The organism is Achromobacter sp. MUI-25009338 (assembly GCF_057359325.1).
This window is the reverse complement of record NZ_CM170627.1, coordinates 1,895,713-1,916,135: the sequence shown is the minus strand read 5'-3', so window position 1 is coordinate 1,916,135 and position 20,423 is coordinate 1,895,713. Positions and strand designations below refer to the sequence as shown.

Here is a 20,423-nt window from a genome sequence, read left to right as displayed (position 1 = left end):
CATGCCAAAACGGGCATTGATTACCGGCGTCACCGGCCAAGACGGGTCCTACCTGGCGGAGTTCCTGCTTGCCAAGGGCTATGAGGTCCACGGCATCAAGCGGCGCGCTTCCCTGTTCAATACGGCCCGCATCGATCACCTGTACCAGGACCCTCATGACCAGCCGCGCAACTTCGTGCTGCACCACGGCGACATGACCGATTCCTGCAGCCTGATCCGTATCGTCCAGTCGGTGCAGCCGGACGAGATCTACAACCTGGCCGCGCAAAGCCACGTCGGGGTCTCGTTCGAAGAACCGGAATACACCGCCAACGCCGACGGCCTGGGCACCCTGCGCCTGCTGGAAGCCATCCGCATCCTGAAGCTGGAGAACAAGACCCGCTTCTACCAGGCCTCGACCTCCGAGCTGTACGGCCTGGTGCAGGAGATTCCGCAGAAGGAGACAACGCCGTTCTATCCGCGCAGCCCGTACGCGGCGGCCAAGCTGTACGCCTACTGGATCAGCGTGAACTACCGCGAAGCCTATGGCATGTACGCCTGCAACGGCATCCTGTTCAACCACGAATCGCCCAAGCGCGGCGAGACCTTCGTGACCCGCAAGATCACCCGCGGCCTGGCCCGCATCGTGCTGGGCCTGCAGGAGTGCCTGTACCTGGGCAACCTGTCGGCGCTGCGCGACTGGGGCCATGCGCGCGACTACGTCGAAATGCAGTGGCTGATGCTGCAGCAGGACACGCCCGAGGACTACGTCATCGCCACCGGCATGCAGTACAGCGTGCGCGAGTTCATCAATACCGCCGCGCGCGAGCTGGGCATCCTGCTGGCCTGGGAAGGCGAAGGCCTGGAAGAGACCGCCACCGTGCTGTTCTCGCCGGTGCACGACGTCAAGCCCGGCCAGGTCATCGTGCGCGTGGACCCGCGCTACTTCCGCCCCACCGAAGTGGAAACCCTGCTGGGCGATCCCACCAAGGCGCGCGAGAAGCTGGGCTGGTCGCCTCGCATTTCCTTCGCCGAACTGGTCAAGGAAATGATCGAGAGCGACCTGCGCGACGCGCGGCGCGATGCGCTGGTCGAGCAGAACGGCTACGAAATCTACGCCTACAAGGAGTAGTCGGACATGACGAACCAGGAGCAACGCGTCTTCGTCGCCGGGCATCGCGGCATGGTGGGCGCCGCGATCACCCGCGAGCTGCAGCGCCGCGGCTACGGCAACGTGATCACCCGCAGCCGCGCCGAACTGGACCTGGAAAACCAGAACCAGGTGCACCGCTTTTTCTCGACCACGCCGGTCGACGTGGTGTACCTGGCCGCCGCCAAGGTGGGCGGTATCCTGGCCAATCAGACGCACCCGGTGGAGTTTCTGTACAAGAACCTCATGATCCAGTGCAACGTCATCCGCGCCGCCCACGCGGCGGGGGTGCGCAAGCTGTTGTTCCTGGGTTCGTCATGCATCTACCCGCGCGAGGCGCCGCAGCCCATCCACGAGGACGCCCTGCTCACCGGGCCGCTGGAATCCACCAACGAACCGTACGCCATCGCCAAGATCGCGGGCCTGAAGCTGTGCGAGGCGTACCAGCGCGAATACGGCGCGCGCTTCATCTGCGCGATGCCGACCAATCTGTACGGCCCGCACGACAACTACGACCTGCAGAACAGCCACGTGCTGCCCGCGCTGATCCGCAAGTTCCATGAAGGGCGCGAAGCCGGCCAGGACGCCGTGACCATCTGGGGCACGGGCGCGCCGCTGCGCGAGTTCCTGTACGTCGACGACCTGGCCCAGGCCTGCGTGATGCTGATGGAGCATCCCGACGCCGAGGGCATCTACAACATCGGCGCGGGGCAGGACATCTCCATCGCCGACCTGGCCAGGCTGGTGGCGCGCGTGGTCGGCTACACCGGCGAAATCGTCTACGACACCAGCAAGCCCGACGGCACGCCGCGCAAGCTGATGGATTCGTCGCGGATGCAGGCGCTGGGCTGGAAGCCGGAGATCTCGCTGACCCACGGCATCACGCTGGCCTACGGGCATTTCCTGCGCGAGCGCACGCAGCAAGCGCTGCCCGTGGCCTGACGGCCGTATCGACAGGCCCTCGCCATGCTCGGATTGCTCAGGAAACACATCGCCGGCAACGCCTCCTTCTGGGGGCTGGTGGAGTACGGCATCGGCCCGGTGGCGGCGCTGGTGGCCCTGCCCATCCTGTTCCGCCAGCTGGGCACGGTGGGCTTCGGCCAGTATTCCATGATCATCGCCCTGGCCGGCTTCGGCAACGCCGCCAACCTGGGCGCGGCGGTGACGGCCACCAAGCTGGTGTCCGAGCGCCTGCACGAGCCCGGCGGCGCCTATCGCGCCGCCGGCGTCAGCATGTCGCTGATCGGCTGCGCGCTGGGCGTGGTGACGCTGGCCGCCCTCATGCTGTGGGGCGCGGTGGGCCTGGGCTGGCCCGACGCCACTTTCGGCGGCGTGGCGGTGACGATGCTGGCGCTGCCGGCGCTGGCCATCTACCTGACCCAGCAGTACGACCAATTGTTCTCGGGCTGCCTGAAGGGGCGCGAGGATTTCCGCGCCACGGCGCTGTGCGAGGTGTTCAGCCGCAGCGGCACGATGGCGCTGGCCTGCGCCACGGCCTGGATGACGGCCTCGCCCACCTGGACCGGACTGGCTCAGGCGCTCGGGCTGCTGCTGGCTGGCAGCGTCAAGATGGGCGTGTTCTCGTGCGCCTACGGCCGCCTGGTGGTGCGCCCCGTGCGCGACCGCGGCGCGATGATGGACGCCTTCCGCTTTTCGCGCTGGTCCTGGCTCAACAGCCTGAGCGCGCTGGCCTTCGGCTCGGTGGACCGCGTGCTGGTGGGCAGCCTGATGGGGCCCGCCGCGCTGGCCATCTATACCGTGGGCGTGCAGGTCGGGCAGATCATCCACACCGCCTCGGTCGCCATTTTCCAGAAGGCCATGCCGCGCGTGAGCCGGCTGTCGGCCTCCCCTCCCTATCCCGGCGCCGCCGAACGCGAGATCCGCCGCATGATGCTGTGGAACCTGGCGCTGTCGGCCGGGGCCACGATCGCCGTGCTGGCCGTCAGCCGCCCGCTTCTGAACATGTTGCTCAGCGCCAGCGTGGCCCAGGACCACCTTGGAACCTTCCAGCTGCTCATCATCGCGTCGGGGCTGCTGTCCCTGAACGCCGCGGCGCATTTCTCCCTGCTCGGACTCGGCAATTCGCGGGCGGTCGCCATCCTGAACGGACTGGGCGGCCTGGCGATGCTGTGCGTCATGGCGGGGCTGGTGCAGATTGCGGGCGAACACGCCGCCGCCTGGGGCCGCATGGCCTACGCGGCGATCACGCTGGCGGGCGTGGCCTTCGCCATCCGCCAATCCCGTCCCGATTTCCCTGGTGTCGTGCCTGCGGCCACCCGATAACCAACAAGCTGAGGTATTCCATGCGCAAGCGCCATAACGAGTATTCACGCCAGCTCATCGACTTTGTCCGCGAGCTCCGCCCGCCAGCCCCGATCGCCGGCGGCCTGATGCCCAAGGTGACCATCGTGACGCCCTCGTTCAACCAGGCCCGCTTCCTGGAACGCACCATTCTGTCGGTGCTGAACCAGGGCTATCCGCGGCTGGAGTACATCATCATCGACGGCGGCTCGACCGACGGCAGCGTGGACATCATCCGCAAGTACGAGCGCTACCTGAGCTATTGGGAAAGCACGCCCGACCGCGGCCAGTCCCACGCCATCAACAAGGGCTTCGAGCGCGCCACCGGCGACTACGTGGGCTGGCAGAACTCCGACGACCTGTATTTCCCGGGCGCGCTGCGCAAGCTGGGCGCGGCCGCGTCCAAGGGCCGCGCGCCCATCGTCAGCGGCAACCTGTTCGTGGCCGACGCCAACAACCGGATCTTCCGCAAGATCCACTACACCCCGGTTAACCGGGGCACGCTGACGGTGGTCAAGGCCTCCATCCCGAACCAGTCCGCCATCTTCCGCCGCGACCTGCTGCGCAAGTACGGCCTGCTGCAGGAAAGCATGCGCTACTGCATGGACCTGGAGCTGTGGAGCCGCCTGCTGCGCGAGGGCAAGAACCTGATCGTGCCCGACGCCATGGGCGTGTACACGGTCCACGACGAGACCAAGACCGCGCTGATGCAGGACGTGCTGCTGGAGGAGCGCGAGCAGATCGTGACCCGCATCCGGCGCACCGAGCCGGGCCTGGGCCGCCTGTTCGAACTGTCGTGCAGGGCCTCCAAGGTGGCCGCGCACGCGCGCCAGGGCGATCTGTCCTACCTGTTCGAAAAGCTGACCACCAAGATCTTCGGCCGCGACGACTGGGCCGCCCACTAGCATCGCCGGGCCCAGCCTGACGGAGAAAAGCCGCAATGAATCCGCACCGCCGCCTTTCCACTCTGCACCTGCTCGGCCTGTTCGCCTTCACCGCGCTGGCGCTCAACGACGACCGCTTCATCCTGGGGGTGGGCAGCTTCAAGCTGTCGCCCTTCGATTTCCTGTTCGTCGCCATGCTGGGAGTCAAGGCGCTGCGGCTGGCGGACCCGCGCGCCTACGCCCTGCCGCGCGGCCTGCTGGGCCTGCTGCTGGGGCTGCAGGCGCTGTCGGTGGTCTACCTGCTGCTGGTGTCGGTGGACCACCCCGGCATCGAGACCGGCGACGTGGCGCGCGACCTGCGCATCGTGTTCTATTTCCTGTGCACGCCGTTCCTTTGCTACAAGGACATCGACAGCCCGCATGCCTACGCCGTGCTGCAGAAGTACATCGTGGCGGCCTGCCTGGCCGTGGCCACGCTGATGCTGCTGGAGCAACTGCAGGGCTTCAGCGTGTCCAATCCGCTGCGCAACGTGCGCCTGGGCGTGTGGGCCATTCCCTTCGGCGTGGTGTCGCTGCTGTACTTCCGGCGCACGCTGAACGTGTCCGGCCCCAAGGCCTATGCGCTGACCGTCTACATGCTGCTGGCGCTGGTGTTTTCGCTCAACCGCAGCCAGTACCTGCAACTGGCCGCCTCGGTGCTGATCGCCGTGCTGCTGGGCGCCGGTCCCGAGATCCGGCGGCGCGCCGTGCTGGTGTTCGCGCCGGCCGCGATCGCCGGCGTGCTGGTTTTCGCCAGCATCGGCTACCTGGACGTGCTGACCAACCGCATCTTCAGCGTCGAGCGCCTGGACGAGGACTCCAGCTACGGCGCGCGCATCCAGGAGATGCAGGGCCAGATGGACTCCTTCGCCGAAAGCCCGGTGTTCGGCAAGGGCGCCGGCTTTCGCAGCTGGGTGATGGGCGAGAACGGCTTCGAGCTGAGCACCTTCGCCCACAACTCCTGGGCCTTCTACCTGATGAAGTTCGGCGTGGTCGGCACCATCATGATCATGCTGCCGCCGCTGCTCATCCTGCTGCTGACGCTGCTCAGGCGCTACGCCCATCCCGGCCTGGAGCTGCACCGGCGCTACCTGCTGGCCACCGCGCCCATCTACATCTTCATCGATTCGCTCTCGGGCGGCCTGGCCTACGCGCCCAAGACCGCCTTCACCGGATTCCTGCTGTGCTATTGCCTGTCGCTGATGCGCAATGCGCAGATCATGCCCGTTCCCTCGACTACGCCGCCCGCCCCCAGCCCCCGTCCGGCCGCCGCGCGCCGGGCGCCAACACGAGTGATCCCACATGCCTGATGTTTTGTTTGTCGCGCCGGACCTGCACGGCGGCGTCGGAAGATGCGTCGCCTTCATCGTGGACGCGCTGCCGGAACAGGGGGTGGATTCCGCCCTGTTCCTGCTGCGCTCGCGCAACCGGGAGTATCCCGTCTCCAACCCCAAGGTCACGCGGGCGCTGCCCGTGTACGAATCGCCCGCCGCGCTGCGCCTGATGCTGCCCGTGGCGTTCCTGCGCCTGCTGCGCCAGATCCGGCGCGACAAGCCGGCCATCGTCTGCTCGCACGGCCTGCTGTGCAACATGCTGGTGGTGCTGGCCAAGAAACTGCTGCGCGGCCGCTTCAGCACCGTCGCCTTCGAGCACAGCAGCCCCGCCATCCATTACGGCGCCTCGCGCATGCGGCGCCTGAAGTGCTGGCTGGTGAGCCAGACCTACCGGCGCCACGACGCCGTGGTCGGCGTATCGCGCGGCGTCAAGGAGGACCTGGTCAGCATGTTCCCGCCGCTGCGCGGCAAGGTCCACACCATCTACAACGGCGTGCCGCTGGACAATGTCCGCCGCCAGGGCGCGGCCGCCGCGCCCCAGCCGCCGCAGCAGGCCCCGGCGCAGGCGCCCTACCACGTGGTGGCGGTCGGCCGCCTCGAAGCGGTCAAGGACTACGCCACCCTGATCGACGCGGCCGCGCTGCTGGACGATCCCGGCATCGCCTTCACCATCCTGGGCGAAGGCTCCGAACACGACGCCCTGCAGAAACGCATCGACGAACACGGCTCGCGCACCCCGGTCAGGCTGGCCGGCCACATCGACAACCCGTTTCCGGTGATCGCCGGCGCCGGCGCCTTCGCCCTGACCTCGGTGCGCGAGAGCTTCGGCAACGTGCTGGTCGAGGCGCTGTGCCTGGGCGTGCCGGTGATTTCCACGGACTGTCCCCACGGCCCCGCCGAGATCCTGGACGCGGGCCGCTACGGCCTGCTGGTGCCGGTGGGCGACGCCGCGGCGCTGGCCGACGCGGTGCGCCGCCTGGCCTACGACAGCGAGATGCGGCAGCGGCTGGCCGCCCAGGGCCCCGAACGCGCCGACGCGTTTTCCCTGGAGCGGCACTGCCGCAACGTCATCTCGCTATTTCAGCCGCTCATGCAGCGCGGCACGCCCTGAACAGGAAGCATCATGCAGAAGATACCGGTTTCGGTCGTCGTCATGACGAAGAACGAGGAACGCAACATCGCCAAGTGCCTGAAGGCGCTGGTCGAATTCGATGAAGTCTTCGTGGTGGACTCCAACAGCACGGACGCCACCTGCTCCATGGCGACCGCGCTGGGGGCCAAGGTCTCCAACTTCCAGTGGAACGGCAAGTATCCGAAGAAAAAGCAGTGGTGCCTGGAGCAGCTGCCGTTCTCGCATCCCGTGGTGCTGTACGTGGACGCCGACGAGGAAATGACCCCGGGCCTGGCCGCCGAGATCCGCGAGGCGCTGCCGCGCTTCGCCGCCGGCGCCGGCGGCGCCTTCGTGCCCTTCGACTACGTGTTCTGCGGCAAGAAGCTGGAGCACGGCCACCGCGTCTACAAGCTGGCGCTGCTGGCGCGCGACCGTTCCCGCTTCCTGGACTACGACGACCTGGACGTGGCCCACATGTGGGAGGTCGAGGGGCATTACCAGCCGCAGGTCGAGGGCGAGACCTTCGCGCTGCGCGAGCGCATGGTGCACAACGACCACGATTCGCTCTTCCACTATTTCGACAAGCACAACCGCTATTCCGACTGGGAAGCCAACCTGCGCACCAAGGGCCTGATGAACGACCCGCGCGAAGCCAACGTGGGCGCGCGCGCCCTGCTCAAGCGCATCTTCCAGGCCATGCCGTTCAAGGCGCCGATCGCCTTTCTGCACTCCTACGTGTTCCGGCTCGGCTTCCTGGACGGCAAGGCCGGCTACGACTACGCGGTGGCGCGCGCCATGTACTACTGGCAGATCCGCATCAAGACCGAGGAAATCCAGAAGGCGCGCCAGGCCAGCGCGGCCGCGGCGCGCGACGACGCCGTGGCGGGAGCGGCGAAATGAGCGCCCTGCAGCGTCTGGACCAGTTCACGCTGGCGCCCGGCCAGCGCGGCCGCTCCGCCCTGACGGTGCAGCTGTGGTGGATGGTGCAGGGCACGCTGTTTCGCTGGTCGCCGCAGGTGGCGTACGGATTTCGCCGCTGGCTGCTGCGCTGCTTCGGCGCGCGCATCGGCCGCAAGGTCCTGATCCGGCCCAGCGCCACGGTCACCTACCCCTGGAAGGTGGAGATCGGCGACTACGCCTGGATCGGCGACGAGGCGGTGATCTACAGCCTCGGGCCGATCCACATCGGCGCCCATGCCGTGGTGTCGCAGCGCAGCTACCTGTGCGCGGCCGACCATGACGCCGCGCAGCCCGCGTTTCCGCTGCGCGAGCGCGCGGTACGCATCGAGGAAGGCGCCTGGGTCGCCACCGACGTATTCATCGGCCCCGGCGTGACGGTGGGGCGCGAAACCGTGGTCGGCGCCCGCAGTTCCGTATTCCGCAACCTGCCGGCCGGCATGATCTGCCACGGCAATCCCTGCCGGCCGGTGCGGCCGCGCCAGGCTGGCCCGGCATGAAAATCCTCGTCTACGGCATCAACTACGCGCCCGAGCTGACCGGCATCGGCAAGTACAGCGCCGAAATGGCCGAATGGATGGCCGCGCGCGGCCACCAGGTCAGCGTCGTGACCGCCCCGCCCTACTACCCCCAATGGCAGGTGCAGGAAGGCTACCGCGCGGGCCGCTATCGCAAGGAAACGCGGCGCGGCGTCACCGTGCGCCGCGCGCCGCTCTGGGTGCCGGCCAGGCCGGGCGGGCTCAAGCGCCTGATCCACCTGGCCAGCTTCGCCCTGTCCAGCCTGCCGTCGCTGCTGCGCGCCGCCGCCGGCCGCCCCGACCTGATCCTGGTGGTCGAGCCGGCGCTGTTCTGCGCGCCCGCCGCGTGGCTGGCCGCAAGGCTGTGCGGCGCGCGCGCGTGGCTGCACATCCAGGACTACGAAGTGGACGCGGCCTTCGAGCTGGGCCTGCTCAAGGGCGCCGGCCTGCGCGCCGCCGTGCGCCGCGCCGAACGCTGGCTGATGCGCCGCTTCGACCGCGTCTCCACCATCTCGGGCCGCATGCTGGACCTGGCGCTGGCCAAAGGCGTCGACCCCGGCCGCGCCCTGCTGCTGCCCAACTGGATAGACGTGAACGCCATCGCGCCGCGCAGCGGCGGCGACTACCGCGCCGAACTGGGCATTCCGACCGACGCCGTGGTCGCGCTGTACTCGGGCAACATGGGCGGCAAGCAGGGCCTGCAGACCCTGGCCGACGTGGCGCGCCGCCTGGACGGCGAGACCCGCCTGTGGTTCGTGTTCTGCGGCCAGGGCCCGGAACGCGCGCCGCTGCAGGCCGCCTGCCAGGGACTGGAGCGGGTGCGCTTCCTGGACCTGCAGCCGGCCGAGCGGCTGGGCGAACTGCTGAACACCGCCGACGTCCACCTGCTGCCGCAACGCGCCGGCGCGGCCGACCTGGTCATGCCGTCCAAGCTGACCGGCATGCTGGCCAGCGGCCGGCCCGTGGTCTGCGGCGCCGCGCCCGGCACCGAACTGGCCGCCGTCGTGGCGCGCTGCGGCCTGGTGACCCCGCCCGAAGACGGCGCGGCCATGGCCGCAGCCGTGCGCACGCTGGCCGACGACGCGCCCCGGCGCGAAGCCCTGGGCGCGGCCGCGCGGCAGTATGCGTTGGCGCATCTGCACATCGATGCGGTGCTGGCCGAGGCGGAGCGTGAGTTCATTGCGGTGGCCGAGTCGAAAGACAAACCGGCCGAGCGCAACGCCGGGGTTTGAGGCGGGGAAAACCGGTCTTCATGTGGCGTTCAGCGCGTAGGATGGGTGCAGCGCGCGCTTGCCCGGGCCAGAACGCCGGATCTCCAACGCGCGTAACCCATCGGCCGGCGCAAGCCGGCGATTCTGGTGCCGGCAAGAAATCCAACTCTGCATGCGACGAAAAACGGCGGCTGGCGCCGCCTGATGGGTTGCGCGCGTTTGGCGCTTGGGTTCTTGTGTCGGTGGTCTCGCGCTTGACCCATCCTACGGGTCTTCATCCTGGCGGATCGCGGTCGGTGGGGCGCCGTTGCGGACCAGGCCCATCTGCACGGCGATGTAGGCGGCTTCGGCCTGGTTGCGGGCGTTGAGCTTCCAATACAGGGTGCGCGCATGGCTCTTGACGGTGGCCACCGAGATGCCGACCTGTTCGCCGATCTCGCGCATGGTCTTGCCCTGCACCAGCAGTTGCAGGATCTCTTCCTGTCTTTGCGTCAGCTCGCGTAGCGCCTGCGGCGCGGCCTGGGTGGCGCCCTGCGGCCGGGCCACCGCCTGCGGATAGCATTGGCCGCCCGCCATCACCAGGCTCACCGCCGCGGCCAGCGCGTCCGGGTTGGACGCCTTGGGCAGATAGCCCGCGACGCCGGCGCGCGCGCATGCCGTCATCACGCCCTGGTCCAGCACGGTGTACAGCACCAGCACCAGGCGCGGCATGAAGAACGCCATGGACTGCGACAGCAGGCCCACGTCCTGTTCCGCCAGGCCGCTGCAACCCACCACCAGCAGTTCCACTGGGCGGTTGATAGAGCTGGACATGTTGAGCAGATGCGCTGGCGAGATGGCCAGGATGTCGTCGGCGTTGCGTACGCGCTCCAGCACATGCTGGATCGCCACACGAAGCAGAGCGTAGTCTTCGATCAGTACGGTTGTCATCCCCGGGGGAACCTTGTGACACTCGGCCCATACACGGTTCCCATGACGCTGGCGCATCGCTTGCCGCTATCGCGGCGTGACGGCGTCATCGACTTCACGGGAAGCTCGCCCACAGCATCGGATCGCATTGGCGAGGCGGCGGTGGTTCGCCCTTTCGAGCCATGCTTGCGGACACAACCCATGCTATCAGCGGCTACGTCCGCTGAATCTCGTACAGGTGGATGAATGGCGGTGGAATGCGCTTGCATTGCGACCGCTGCACTGCTATGAACGGCGTAGCCTCGATGGCTATGCGCATCCGGCAGCGGGACGCCTGGCGTCCCGGACTGCCGGACCGACTGCGCGACCGGCAAGCGCTATCCGACCTTGCGCCCATACATCTGTCCTGCGTCCACATCCCTGCCACTGCTGGGCTCGTGCCATTCCAGCGTGGCGCCGCGCTGCAGCGCCGCGTAGACGGCTTCGCCCTTGTTTTTGACATGCAACCGTTGGTACAGCGTACAAGCGTGCGTCTTGGCCGTCGCCACCGAGATATTGAGCATCCTGCTGACCGTCTTGATCGGATAGCCGCGGGCCAGCAGCACCAGCACTTCATACTGCCGCGGGGTGATCTGCAGCAACTGCGCGCCCGCGCTGACCGGCATGGCGCTCTTGGCGGGAGCGTCCTCGGCGTCGCGCGCCGGCAAGGCGCACACCGACTGCTGCGCCGGCGCCTGGATGGCCTGCTCGCTGGGGAAGCACTGGCCGCCGGCCATGACCAGGCGGATGGCCGCCTCCAGGATTTCGACCGAAGCCGTTTTCATCAGGCAGCCGTAGATGCTGGCTCCCGGCAGGCCCTGCACCGGCATCGGCAATGGCATGACGTCCGTCAGAAGCAGGATCCGCTTCGGCGTCAGCACCCGCTGGATTTCATGCAGCGCGCTCCACGCTTCGTCGGTATCCACCGGCAGTCCATAGATCAGGAGATCGGCGCCAGCGTGCACGCCATCGGCCTTGGAAATATCCGCCAGGCCCATCCCCTCGATTTCCCACACATCGTCCAACTTGCTAAGAATCTGCCACAACCCCAGCCGCAGGAGCGGATGGGCTTCAATCAGGACCATCTTGGCCATGGTGTCCTCCCGGTTTTTCGACGGCCTAGAAAGGATCTTCGCTGTGCTGAAGACTATTTTTTTTCCAACCCTGCGGGGGTGGTCCGCAATATCCCGGAATATCTAATGAAGCTGAACCGGGACATTTGGGCTGGGAGACTTTGGTAGCCACCATAACGGATGGCATGGACCCATCTTATGGTTCGAAATCCGCAAAATCAAGACGTTTGCCCACGATATAATCCGATAAAAACAGACATCATTCGTGAGCCTTAATCAATATAGTAAATATGGCTGAGCAGCGGCTTTGATGCTTTCCGGCGCTAGGGTTTTCACCAGGATTTTCGGCGTCCACACTTGCCTTTCCCTATGAAAGCCGTGGCGCGGGCATGCGTCCCCGCTAGGCCGGGCGCGGCTCCGGCCGTGAAAAAGCCGCGTTCGGGCATCTGCCGGACACGGCCGTAAAACGCGGGCGCCAGGCCCGATTTCTGTCCAGATGTATCTGCTGACACATTCCGCCCGTAGGCGCATTGCTTATTCGAAATATGGGTAACATTTTAATTTGTGCGTCACGCGCATCATTTACTCCATATAAGCGAAGTCGAATACCGTATGGCCGCCCTGGTGATGCCAATGGTGCATTGAAGCATGACGCTTCCTCAGGAAATTGGCGTAGTGGATTTCGCCGTCCGTTTCGACGTAGGTGGAGGGCGACAGCTCCTCTATCCGGTTGAGCGAGACGCCCTTGCCGTAGTGGCAGAAGCCCTGGTACTGGGCGCAGCGCATCACTTCCCCCTCGGGCGACACCACGATCCCGGCGTTGCGGGCCCGCATCGGATTGCGCACGATGGGGTTGCACGCATGCGGCGTCCACTCAGTCGAGCGCGGCGAATCGGCGAAGAAGGCGAATAATTCGTCGCAGTGGCTCTGGCCATCCGTGCGGTCGATATTAGTTAATAGCCACCAATATTTTCCGTGCTTGAAAATAATCGTATCGACGGCGGATATATTGGTCATCAGATTAACATCCAGCTCCCACTTCAATGGAAATTCCGTGCATTTCCATAATTCTATACTGCGATTTCCGCAGGTTTCCGGAACCATGTATGTCACGCCTTCGTGCTCGAATATATACGGAAACGAAAGGTGGTAAGGCAGGTTCAGGGCCGTGCCCAGCAGGCGGAAAGCCCCGTCGGAGTAGGTCGCGACGGAGATCGTACCCTTGCGGGAATTAAAATCGTAGTCCTCGAAAAATATATATGGCTTTTTATCCTGGGTATATACAAATGGATCTGCGAAGAATCTGCCCTTGGGCGGTTGCAGGACCATGGCCTCGGATACTACGGCCTGCTGCCGGAAAGACGGGAACATTCCAATCCGCCAGCGTATATTGCGTTTCATGACGCGCCGCACAATCAAATCCGACATCAACCAGGCCTGGCGCGCGATATAAGCGGCGGAATTCCACTCCGCCGGATCGGCGCGGCGCTGGCCGCTCATGATCTGCATGCCGGGCGGCGCCGCCCCCTGGCGCAGTCGCGCGAGCGCCTGGAGCGCGTCATAAACCATGAAGTTTCCGAGGCTGAATGCGCGCGCCTGATTCTTCAACCAGAACACTTCGGTGTTGAAACTGCGCTGGTCCAGAAGCTCGTCGTCTTCGAGCCGAGCGCCGACGCGCCAGAGTTTTACCGTGGTGTGGTCCTCGCGCTGGTAGACCTCCCAGAAGCCGGCGTAGCGGCTGGTCTGCACCGCGATATCCGAATAACTCAGCTGCCATACGCCCAGCCGGGCCCAGTCCTGCAGCTGTTCGCGCGAGGCCGGCGACGTGCCCAGCGTAATCACCAGGTCCAGCTCCAGCGCGGCCACCGCGTCCTGCAGCGCCGCCGGCGCGGCCTGGTGCGCCAGCGGCACGACCGCGGCCGAGTCCGCCGGCAGGCTGCCGCGCAGGTCGCGGCACTCCAGCATGGCGCGCTGCTTGGCCGGCAGCAGCCTGCCCTCCAGGCGCGACAGCGTGCCGAACAGCGCCTTGACGCCCAGGCGCGGCTCCTCGCTAGGCGCGTGCATTACCAGCAAAGCGGCAACTTCGAAATCCTGGCTGTGCCGGAGCCACTCGACCATCTCGTGCATCCAGCCGGGCTGTTCCAGCCCGTCAACCAGCAGTCCCACTTTGAAGGTCTTCATTTCTGCTCCTGAGTCTGCACCGCTGCCCGTACAGCGAACGGGCTAGCCATGCTTGGCGGTCTCATCGATGGTGTGCGTCTCTATCTCCTCGCGCTGATACTGCGGTCTTTTGCGCCTATGTTCCAGCCCGCATTTAATCTAGGCCGGCAGCCCGAGGCGGGCGGCCCGTTCATCATTCCGACGGCCGAGTACAGCGCTCGCCGGCCTGCGCGGAAGTCCTCGTCCATGAGTAGGAGCCGTAGGGCTGCCAACGGCGTACCGGCGGCTCGCGGCTGCGCCGCTAGTGGTAAACCCTATTCGGGATAGCCGAGGCTCGCATCTCCGCCATCGCTAGCGCATAATGGTTTTTAAACGAACGTTTGAATTCAACCTTATGCAAGAAATCAGCCAGCCCACTACCCGTGACGCGATCCTGGATACGGCCGAGGCCCTGTTCGCGCAGCAGGGGCACGACGCGACGTCGATGCGCCAGATCACCAGCGCGGCCGGCGTGAACCTTGCTTCGGTGAACTACCACTTCGGCTCCAAGGAGTCACTCGTCCAGGCGGTGCTAAAACGCCGCCTGGCCGTGCTGAACCGCGAGCGCCTGCGGCTTTTGGACGAACTGGAGGCGCAGGCCGAAGGCCGGCCCCTCAAGCCCTCGCAGATCGTGGACGCCTTTTTCGGCACGCTGCTGCGCCTGGCCGCCGATCCGGCCCAGGCCGGCAGCACCTTCCTGCCGCTGCTGGAACGCACCATGACCGACCCGTCCGACTTCATCCGCGCGCTGTTCGCCGAAGAGTACGCGGACGTGCTGGAGCGCTACCGCAACGCGCTGTTCGCCGCGCTGCCCGACGTGCCCAAGGCCGAAATCATGTGGCGTTTCCAGTTCATGCTGGGCGCCACCTCGTACGCCATCATCGGCACCGACCTGCTGCGCTCCGTCACGGGCTGGACCATCGACGAAGCCGAACAACCCAACAACCCCGAGCTGCTGCTGCCCCGCCTGATGAGCTTTCTGCTGGGCGGGCTGCGCTCGCCCCTGCCGCAAATGCCTTAGGGCGGGACGGCCGGCCGCAAACGAAGAACATGGAGGCAAGAACATGAACGCAGTCATCCTCGCCCTGGCCGTCATCGTGCTGCTTGCGGCCGTCGTGCTGGGCGTGCGCCCGATCCGCCGCGCCCTGCTGTCGGCGCCGGTCTTCCGGCTCTACAGCAAGGTGCTGCCGCAGATGTCGGACACCGAGCGCGACGCGCTCGAGGCCGGCACCGTGTGGTGGGAAGGCGAGCTGTTTCGCGGCCGCCCGGACTGGAGCCGGCTGCTGGCGTACCCGCGTCCCCGGCTGAGCGAGGATGAGCAGCGCTTCCTGAACCACCAGGCCGAGGAGGCCTGCCGCATGGTCGACGACTGGGAGGTCACGCAGCAGCGCTACGACCTGCCCGCGCCCGTCTGGGACTACCTCAAGACCCAGGGTTTCCTGGGCATGATCATTCCCCGCGAATACGGCGGCCTGGGCTTCTCGGCCTATGCCCATTCCGAGATCGTGACCAAGCTGTCCACGCGCTCCTCGGCGCTGGCCGTGTCGGTCATGGTGCCCAATTCGCTCGGCCCGGCCGAACTGCTGCTGCACTACGGCACCGATGAGCAGAAGAACCACTACCTGCCCCGCCTGGCGCGCGGCGAGGAAGTGCCGGCCTTCGCGCTGACCAGCCCCTGGGCGGGCTCCGACGCCGCCGCCATCCCCGACAGCGGCATCGTCTGCAAGGGCGAATGGCAGGGCCGCGAAGTGATAGGCATGAAGGTCACCTGGGACAAGCGCTACATCACGCTGGCCCCGGTCTGCACGCTGCTGGGCCTGGCGTTCCGCCTGTACGACCCGGACGGCCTGCTGGGCGGCAAGAAAGACCTGGGCATCACTTGCGCGCTGGTGCCGCACGACCATCCCGGCGTCGATACCGGCCGCCGCCATTTCCCGCTGAACGCCATGTTCATGAACGGCCCCACGCGCGGCACGGACGTGTTCATGCCGCTGGACTTCATCATCGGCGGGCCGGCCATGGCCGGCCAGGGCTGGCGCATGCTGATGGAATGCCTGGCGGCGGGCCGCTCGATCTCGCTGCCCTCGTCGAACACCGGCATGTCCAAGCTGACCGCGCGCGCCGTCGGCGGCTATGCGCGCGTTCGCAGCCAGTTCCGCACCCCGGTGGGCAAGTTCGAGGGCGTGGAGGAAGCGCTGGCGCGCATCGGCGGCAACACCTACATGATGGACGCCGCGCGCGCCATGACCGCCGGCGCGGTGGACCTCGGTGAAAAGCCCTCGGTCGTGTCCGCCATCGTCAAATACCACGTCACCGAACGCGCCCGCCAGGTCGTCAACGACGGCATGGACGTGATCGGCGGCAAGGGCATCTGCCTGGGCCCCTCCAACTTCCTGGGCCGCGCCTACCAGCAGATCCCCATCGGCATCACCGTGGAAGGCGCCAACATCCTCACGCGCAGCCTGATCATCTTCGGCCAGGGCGCGATCCGCTGCCATCCCTACGTGCTGGCGGAAATGCAGGCGGCCCAGTCGCCCGACCGCCGCCAGGGCCTGATCGATTTCGACCGCGCCTTCTGGGGCCACGCGGCCTTCGTCGTGCGCAACGCGCTGCGCGCCGCGGGCGCCGCGCTGACGGGCGCGCGCTACGTGCGCGTGGACGCCGACGTCGCGCCCGAAATGAAGCGCTACTACCAGCAGCTCAGCCGCTACAGCGCCGCGTTCGCGCTGCTGGCCGACAGCGCCATGCTGGTGCTGGGCGGCAGCCTCAAGCGGCGCGAGCGCCTGTCGGCGCGCCTGGGCGACATCCTGTCGCAGATGTACCTGGCAAGCGCCGCGCTCAAGCGCTACGAGGACGAGGGCCGCCAGGCCGCCGACGCGCCGCTGGCGCACTGGTCCGTCCAGGACGCGCTGTACAGGCTGCAGCAGGCCTTCGACGGCGTGCTGGAAAATTTCCCCAACCGCGCGGCCGCCTGGGCGCTGGCCCGCCTGGTGTTTCCGTGGGGCCGCCCCCAGGCCCTGCCGTCGGACCGTCTGGGCCAGGACGTGGCGCGCCTGCTGATCCAGCCGGGCGCGGCGCGCGACCGCCTGACCGCGGGCTGCCACCTGCCGGCCACCGAGCAGGAACCGGTAGGCGCGATCGAACTGGCGCTGGCGGCCACGCTGGAGGCCGAGCCCATCGAAGCCAAGATCCGCGAACTCGAAAAGCGCGGCGCGCTCGACGGCAACCCCAAGGCCAACGTGCGCGACATCGCCGATGCCGCCTATGCGGCAGGCGGCATCACCGCCGAGGAATACGCGGTGGTCCAGCGCCGCAACCGCTTGCGCGACACCGTGGTGCGCGTCGATGATTTCGCCTTCGACTTCGGCGCGGGGCAGGACATCGAACCCGCGGCCGAACGCAAGGTCGCCTGAAGGAGGCAACGGATGGCATTCAAACCGGTCTACGTCGTCGATGGCCTGCGCACGCCTTTCCTGAAGGCGCGCAGCGGGCCGGGCCCGTTCTCGGCCGGCGATCTCGCCGTGCAGGCCGGCCGCAGCCTGCTGCTGCGCCAGCCCTACGCGCCCACCGACCTGGACGAGGTCATCGTGGGCTGCGCCGCGCCCTCGCCCGACGAAGTGAACATCGGCCGCGTGATCGCGCTGCGCCTGGGCTGCGGCAACAAGGTGCCGGGCTGGACCGTGATGCGCAACTGCGCCTCGGGCATGCAGGCGCTGGATTCCGCCATCGCCAACATCCAGTCCGGCCGTTCGGAACTGGTGCTGGCCGGCGGCACCGACGCGCTGTCGCGCGCGCCGGTGTTGTTCTCGGACGACATGGTGCGCTGGCTGGGCGGCTGGTACGCGGCCCGCGGCGCTGGCGCCAAACTGGCGATGCTGCGCCGGTTCCGGCTGCGCAACCTGGCGCCCGTGATCGGCCTGCTCAAGGGCCTGACCGACCCCGTGGTGGGCCTGTCCATGGGCCAGACCGCCGAGAACCTCGCCACCCGGTTCAATATCGATCGCCAGGCGATGGACGCCTACGCGGCCGAGAGCCACCGGCGCGCGCTGGCGGCCCGCGCCGCCGGCGCCATGGGCGAGATCGCCGCCTTGATCGACACGCAAGGCAGGCTGTACGCTGAGGACGACGGCGTGCGCGCGGACTCCACGCCCGACAAGCTGGCCAAGCTCAAGCCGGTCTTCGACAAGCCCTGGGGCAACATCACGGCGGGCAACAGTTCGCAGGTCACCGACGGCGCCGCCATGCTGGCGCTGGCTTCCGAAGAAGCCGTGCGCAAATGGAATCTGCGGCCGCTGGGCCGCATCGTCGACAGCCAGTGGGCCGGCCTGGATCCCGCGCAGATGGGCCTGGGGCCGGTGCATGCCGCCACCCCTATCCTGCAACGCCACAACCTGGGGCTCAACGATCTGGACTTGTGGGAAATCAACGAAGCCTTCGCCGCCCAGGTGCTGGCCTGCATGGCCGCGTGGCGCGACGAAGCCTATTGCCGGGAACACTTCGGCACCGCGGCCTGGGGCGAACTGGACCGCGCCCGGCTCAACGTGGACGGCGGCGCGATCGCCATCGGCCACCCGGTGGGCGCATCCGGCGCGCGCATCGTGCTGCATCTGCTCGACGCGCTCAAGCGCCGCGGCGCGCGGCGCGGCATGGCGGCCATCTGCATCGGCGGCGGCCAAGGCGGCGCGATGCTGGTCGAAACCCTGGACGAGGACCGCCCATGACGACGATCGATACGCTTTCCCACTGGCGCCTGGAGCGCGAGGCCGACGGGCTGGCGTGGCTGACCTTCGACCGCGCCGGCAGCGCCGTCAACGCCCTGTCCGCCGACACCCTGGCCGAACTCGCCGTGGTGCTGGACGCGCTGGACGCGCAGCCGCCGGCGGGCCTGATCATCCGCTCCGGCAAGACCACCGGCTTCATCGTGGGCGCGGACGTCAACGAGTTCGCCAGCCTGGACACGCCCGAGCAGGCGCGCGCGCTGGTCGCGCGCGGCTGGAACCTGTTCAACCGCGTGGCCGCGCTGCGCTACCCGACGCTGGCACTGATCGAAGGCCACTGCCTGGGCGGCGGCCTGGAGCTGGCGCTGGCCTGCCGCTGGCGCCTGGTGGCCGACCAGCCGGGGACCTCGCTGGCGTTGCCCGAAGTAATGCTGGGCATTTTTCCCGGCTGGGGCGGCATGCTGCGCCTGCCGCGGCTGATCGGCGCGCCGGCGGCGCTCGACATGATGCTGACCGGCCGCGGCGCCGACGCGCGCCGCGCCGCGGCGCTGGGCCTGGCCGACGCCCGCGTCCCGCCGCGGCTGCTGCTGGCCGCGGCCCGCCAGACCGTGCTGTCGGGCAAGGCCCCACGTCGCGCGCGCGGCCCCGGCGCCTGGTTCAGGCGCTGCACCGACCACTGGCCGCTGAAGGCCATCATCGCCTCGCGCGCGCGCAAGCAGATCGCGGCCAAGGATCCGCAGGGCCACTATCCCGCGGCGCCGGCCATCGTCGACATCTGGGAAAAACACGGCGGCAACGCGCTGCAGGCGCCCGCGCTGATCGACCGCATCATCGCCTCGGGCACCGCCCGCAACCTGCTGCGCGTGTTCCGCCTGCAGGAACGCCTGAAGGCCAACGGCAAGCAGCCCGGCGTCCCGCCGGCGCGCCACGTGCACGTAGTGGGCGCCGGCGTGATGGGCGGCGACATCGCGGCGTGGTGCGCGCTCAAAGGCATGACGGTCACGCTGCAGGACCAGGACATGGCGCGCATTGCGCCGGCCCTCAAGCGCGCCGCGGCGCTGTACGCCCGCCGCCTGAAGGACCCGCGCCTGGCGCGCGCCGCGTTCGATCGCCTGATTCCCGACCCGGCGGGCGACGGCGTGCCGCTGGCCGACGTCGTCATCGAAGCCATCAGCGAGCAGCCCGAGGCCAAGCGCGCGCTGTATCGCGCGCTGGAACCGCGCATGCGCGCCGACGCCCTGCTCGCCACTAACACTTCCAGCCTGCCGCTGGAAACCCTGCGCGCCGGCCTGGCGCGCCCGGCCCAACTGGTCGGCATCCACTTCTTCAATCCCGTGGCGAAGATGCCGCTGGTCGAAGTGGTGCACGCCGACGGCGACGACGGCGCGGCGCAGGCGCGGGCCTGCGCCTTCGTGGGCCAGATCGACAAGCTGGCGCTGCCGGTGAAAAGCGCGCCCGGCTTCCTGGTCAACGCCGTGCTGGCGCCTTACATGCTGGAGGCCATGCGCAGCGTGGACGAAGGCCTGGCGCCGCAGGCCGTGGACGCGGCGATGGTGGCCTTCGGCATGCCGATGGGTCCGCTGGAGCTGGCCGACACCGTGGGCCTGGACATCGCGCGCGCCGCGGGCGAGGAACTGGCCGGCGGCGCCGAGCCGCCGCGCTGCCTGGCCGACCGGCTGGCGCGCGGCGAATTGGGCAAGAAGACCGGCCAGGGCTTTTACGCCTGGCGCGACGGCAAGCCCGTCAAGAATGGCGCGGCCTCCCCTGGCGCCCCGCCGGGACTGGCGCGCCGCCTGATTCAGCCCTTGATCGACGCCACCCGCGAGCGCGTCGAGCAAGGCATCGTCGCCGACGCCGACCTGGCGGACGCCGGCGTGATTTTCGGCACGGGTTTCGCCCCCTTCACGGGCGGCCCCATGCATTACCAAGGCAGCGACAGGCCGGCAACAGCCGGGCTGGCAGGACCCGCAGTGCAATAGAGACATACATCAAACACGAGGA

Annotated in this window: 16 protein-coding genes; 13 read left to right on the top strand and 3 right to left on the bottom strand. The window is 67.8% G+C overall.

What is annotated here, in order from left to right:
• Position 1: 1 nt before the first annotated feature.
• Genes gmd through AC1IQ6_RS09135 form a run of 9 tightly spaced genes read left to right on the top strand, consistent with a single transcriptional unit; the run spans position 2 to position 9,505 of the window.
• Entirely contained in the window at positions 2–1,111 is a 1,110-nt protein-coding gene (gene gmd, locus AC1IQ6_RS09175) for a GDP-mannose 4,6-dehydratase (protein WP_062684102.1), read from the top strand.
• A gap of 6 nt (positions 1,112–1,117) precedes the next feature.
• Positions 1,118–2,071, top strand: a complete 954-nt coding sequence (locus AC1IQ6_RS09170) for a GDP-L-fucose synthase family protein (protein WP_102772472.1) — start codon at positions 1,118–1,120, stop codon at positions 2,069–2,071.
• A gap of 24 nt (positions 2,072–2,095) precedes the next feature.
• The gene (locus AC1IQ6_RS09165) at positions 2,096–3,412 is read left to right on the top strand and encodes a lipopolysaccharide biosynthesis protein (protein WP_485866192.1); all 1,317 of its coding nucleotides are present in this window, start codon (positions 2,096–2,098) and stop codon (positions 3,410–3,412) included.
• A gap of 20 nt (positions 3,413–3,432) precedes the next feature.
• Positions 3,433–4,335: a glycosyltransferase family 2 protein gene (locus AC1IQ6_RS09160; protein WP_102772474.1), complete on the top strand. Its 903-nt coding sequence runs from the start codon at positions 3,433–3,435 to the stop codon at positions 4,333–4,335.
• A 35-nt stretch (positions 4,336–4,370) separates the two neighbouring features.
• A complete protein-coding gene (locus AC1IQ6_RS09155) occupies positions 4,371–5,663 on the top strand; it encodes an O-antigen ligase family protein (protein WP_102772475.1) in 1,293 nt (430 codons plus the stop codon).
• Positions 5,656–6,798, top strand: a complete 1,143-nt coding sequence (locus tag AC1IQ6_RS09150; protein ID WP_102772476.1) for a glycosyltransferase — start codon at positions 5,656–5,658, stop codon at positions 6,796–6,798. The genes AC1IQ6_RS09155 and AC1IQ6_RS09150 overlap by 8 nt, the downstream gene beginning before the upstream one ends.
• A gap of 12 nt (positions 6,799–6,810) precedes the next feature.
• Positions 6,811–7,698, top strand: a complete 888-nt coding sequence (locus AC1IQ6_RS09145; RefSeq protein ID WP_102772477.1) for a glycosyltransferase family 2 protein — start codon at positions 6,811–6,813, stop codon at positions 7,696–7,698.
• The gene (locus tag AC1IQ6_RS09140) at positions 7,695–8,255 is read left to right on the top strand and encodes a putative colanic acid biosynthesis acetyltransferase (RefSeq protein WP_102772478.1); all 561 of its coding nucleotides are present in this window, start codon (positions 7,695–7,697) and stop codon (positions 8,253–8,255) included. The genes AC1IQ6_RS09145 and AC1IQ6_RS09140 overlap by 4 nt, the downstream gene beginning before the upstream one ends.
• Positions 8,252–9,505 carry a WcaI family glycosyltransferase gene (locus AC1IQ6_RS09135; protein WP_485866191.1) on the top strand — a complete coding sequence of 418 codons (1,254 nt, stop codon included), beginning with the start codon at positions 8,252–8,254 and terminating at the stop codon, positions 9,503–9,505. Before AC1IQ6_RS09140 ends, AC1IQ6_RS09135 begins: the two co-directional genes overlap by 4 nt.
• 243 nt (positions 9,506–9,748) lie before the next feature.
• Here AC1IQ6_RS09135 and AC1IQ6_RS09130 read toward each other — a convergent pair whose 3' ends face one another.
• From AC1IQ6_RS09130 to AC1IQ6_RS09120, 3 genes are all read right to left on the bottom strand, one after another.
• Complete coding sequence (locus AC1IQ6_RS09130; protein WP_102772480.1) at positions 9,749–10,414, bottom strand: response regulator transcription factor; 666 nt, start codon at positions 10,412–10,414, stop codon at positions 9,749–9,751.
• A 356-nt stretch (positions 10,415–10,770) separates the two neighbouring features.
• On the bottom strand, positions 10,771–11,526 hold the full coding sequence (locus AC1IQ6_RS09125) for a response regulator transcription factor (protein WP_485866190.1): 756 nt from the start codon (positions 11,524–11,526) through the stop codon (positions 10,771–10,773).
• A gap of 561 nt (positions 11,527–12,087) precedes the next feature.
• Positions 12,088–13,686 carry a glucosamine inositolphosphorylceramide transferase family protein gene (locus tag AC1IQ6_RS09120; RefSeq protein WP_111824621.1) on the bottom strand — a complete coding sequence of 533 codons (1,599 nt, stop codon included), beginning with the start codon at positions 13,684–13,686 and terminating at the stop codon, positions 12,088–12,090.
• Between the two features lie 373 nt (positions 13,687–14,059).
• Here AC1IQ6_RS09120 and AC1IQ6_RS09115 point away from each other — a divergent pair, with 373 nt between their 5' ends.
• From AC1IQ6_RS09115 to AC1IQ6_RS09100, 4 genes are read left to right on the top strand one after another with little or no spacing between them, the layout of a single operon-like run.
• On the top strand, positions 14,060–14,725 hold the full coding sequence (locus AC1IQ6_RS09115; protein ID WP_485866189.1) for a TetR/AcrR family transcriptional regulator: 666 nt from the start codon (positions 14,060–14,062) through the stop codon (positions 14,723–14,725).
• Between the two features lie 43 nt (positions 14,726–14,768).
• The gene (locus AC1IQ6_RS09110) at positions 14,769–17,117 is read left to right on the top strand and encodes an acyl-CoA dehydrogenase (protein ID WP_485866188.1); all 2,349 of its coding nucleotides are present in this window, start codon (positions 14,769–14,771) and stop codon (positions 17,115–17,117) included.
• Between the two features lie 12 nt (positions 17,118–17,129).
• Positions 17,130–18,425 (top strand): acetyl-CoA C-acetyltransferase, encoded by a 1,296-nt coding sequence (locus AC1IQ6_RS09105; RefSeq protein ID WP_111824618.1) that lies wholly within the window; start codon positions 17,130–17,132, stop codon positions 18,423–18,425.
• Positions 18,422–20,401 (top strand): 3-hydroxyacyl-CoA dehydrogenase NAD-binding domain-containing protein, encoded by a 1,980-nt coding sequence (locus AC1IQ6_RS09100; RefSeq protein WP_485866187.1) that lies wholly within the window; start codon positions 18,422–18,424, stop codon positions 20,399–20,401. Before AC1IQ6_RS09105 ends, AC1IQ6_RS09100 begins: the two co-directional genes overlap by 4 nt.
• The last annotated feature ends 22 nt before the right edge of the window (positions 20,402–20,423 follow it).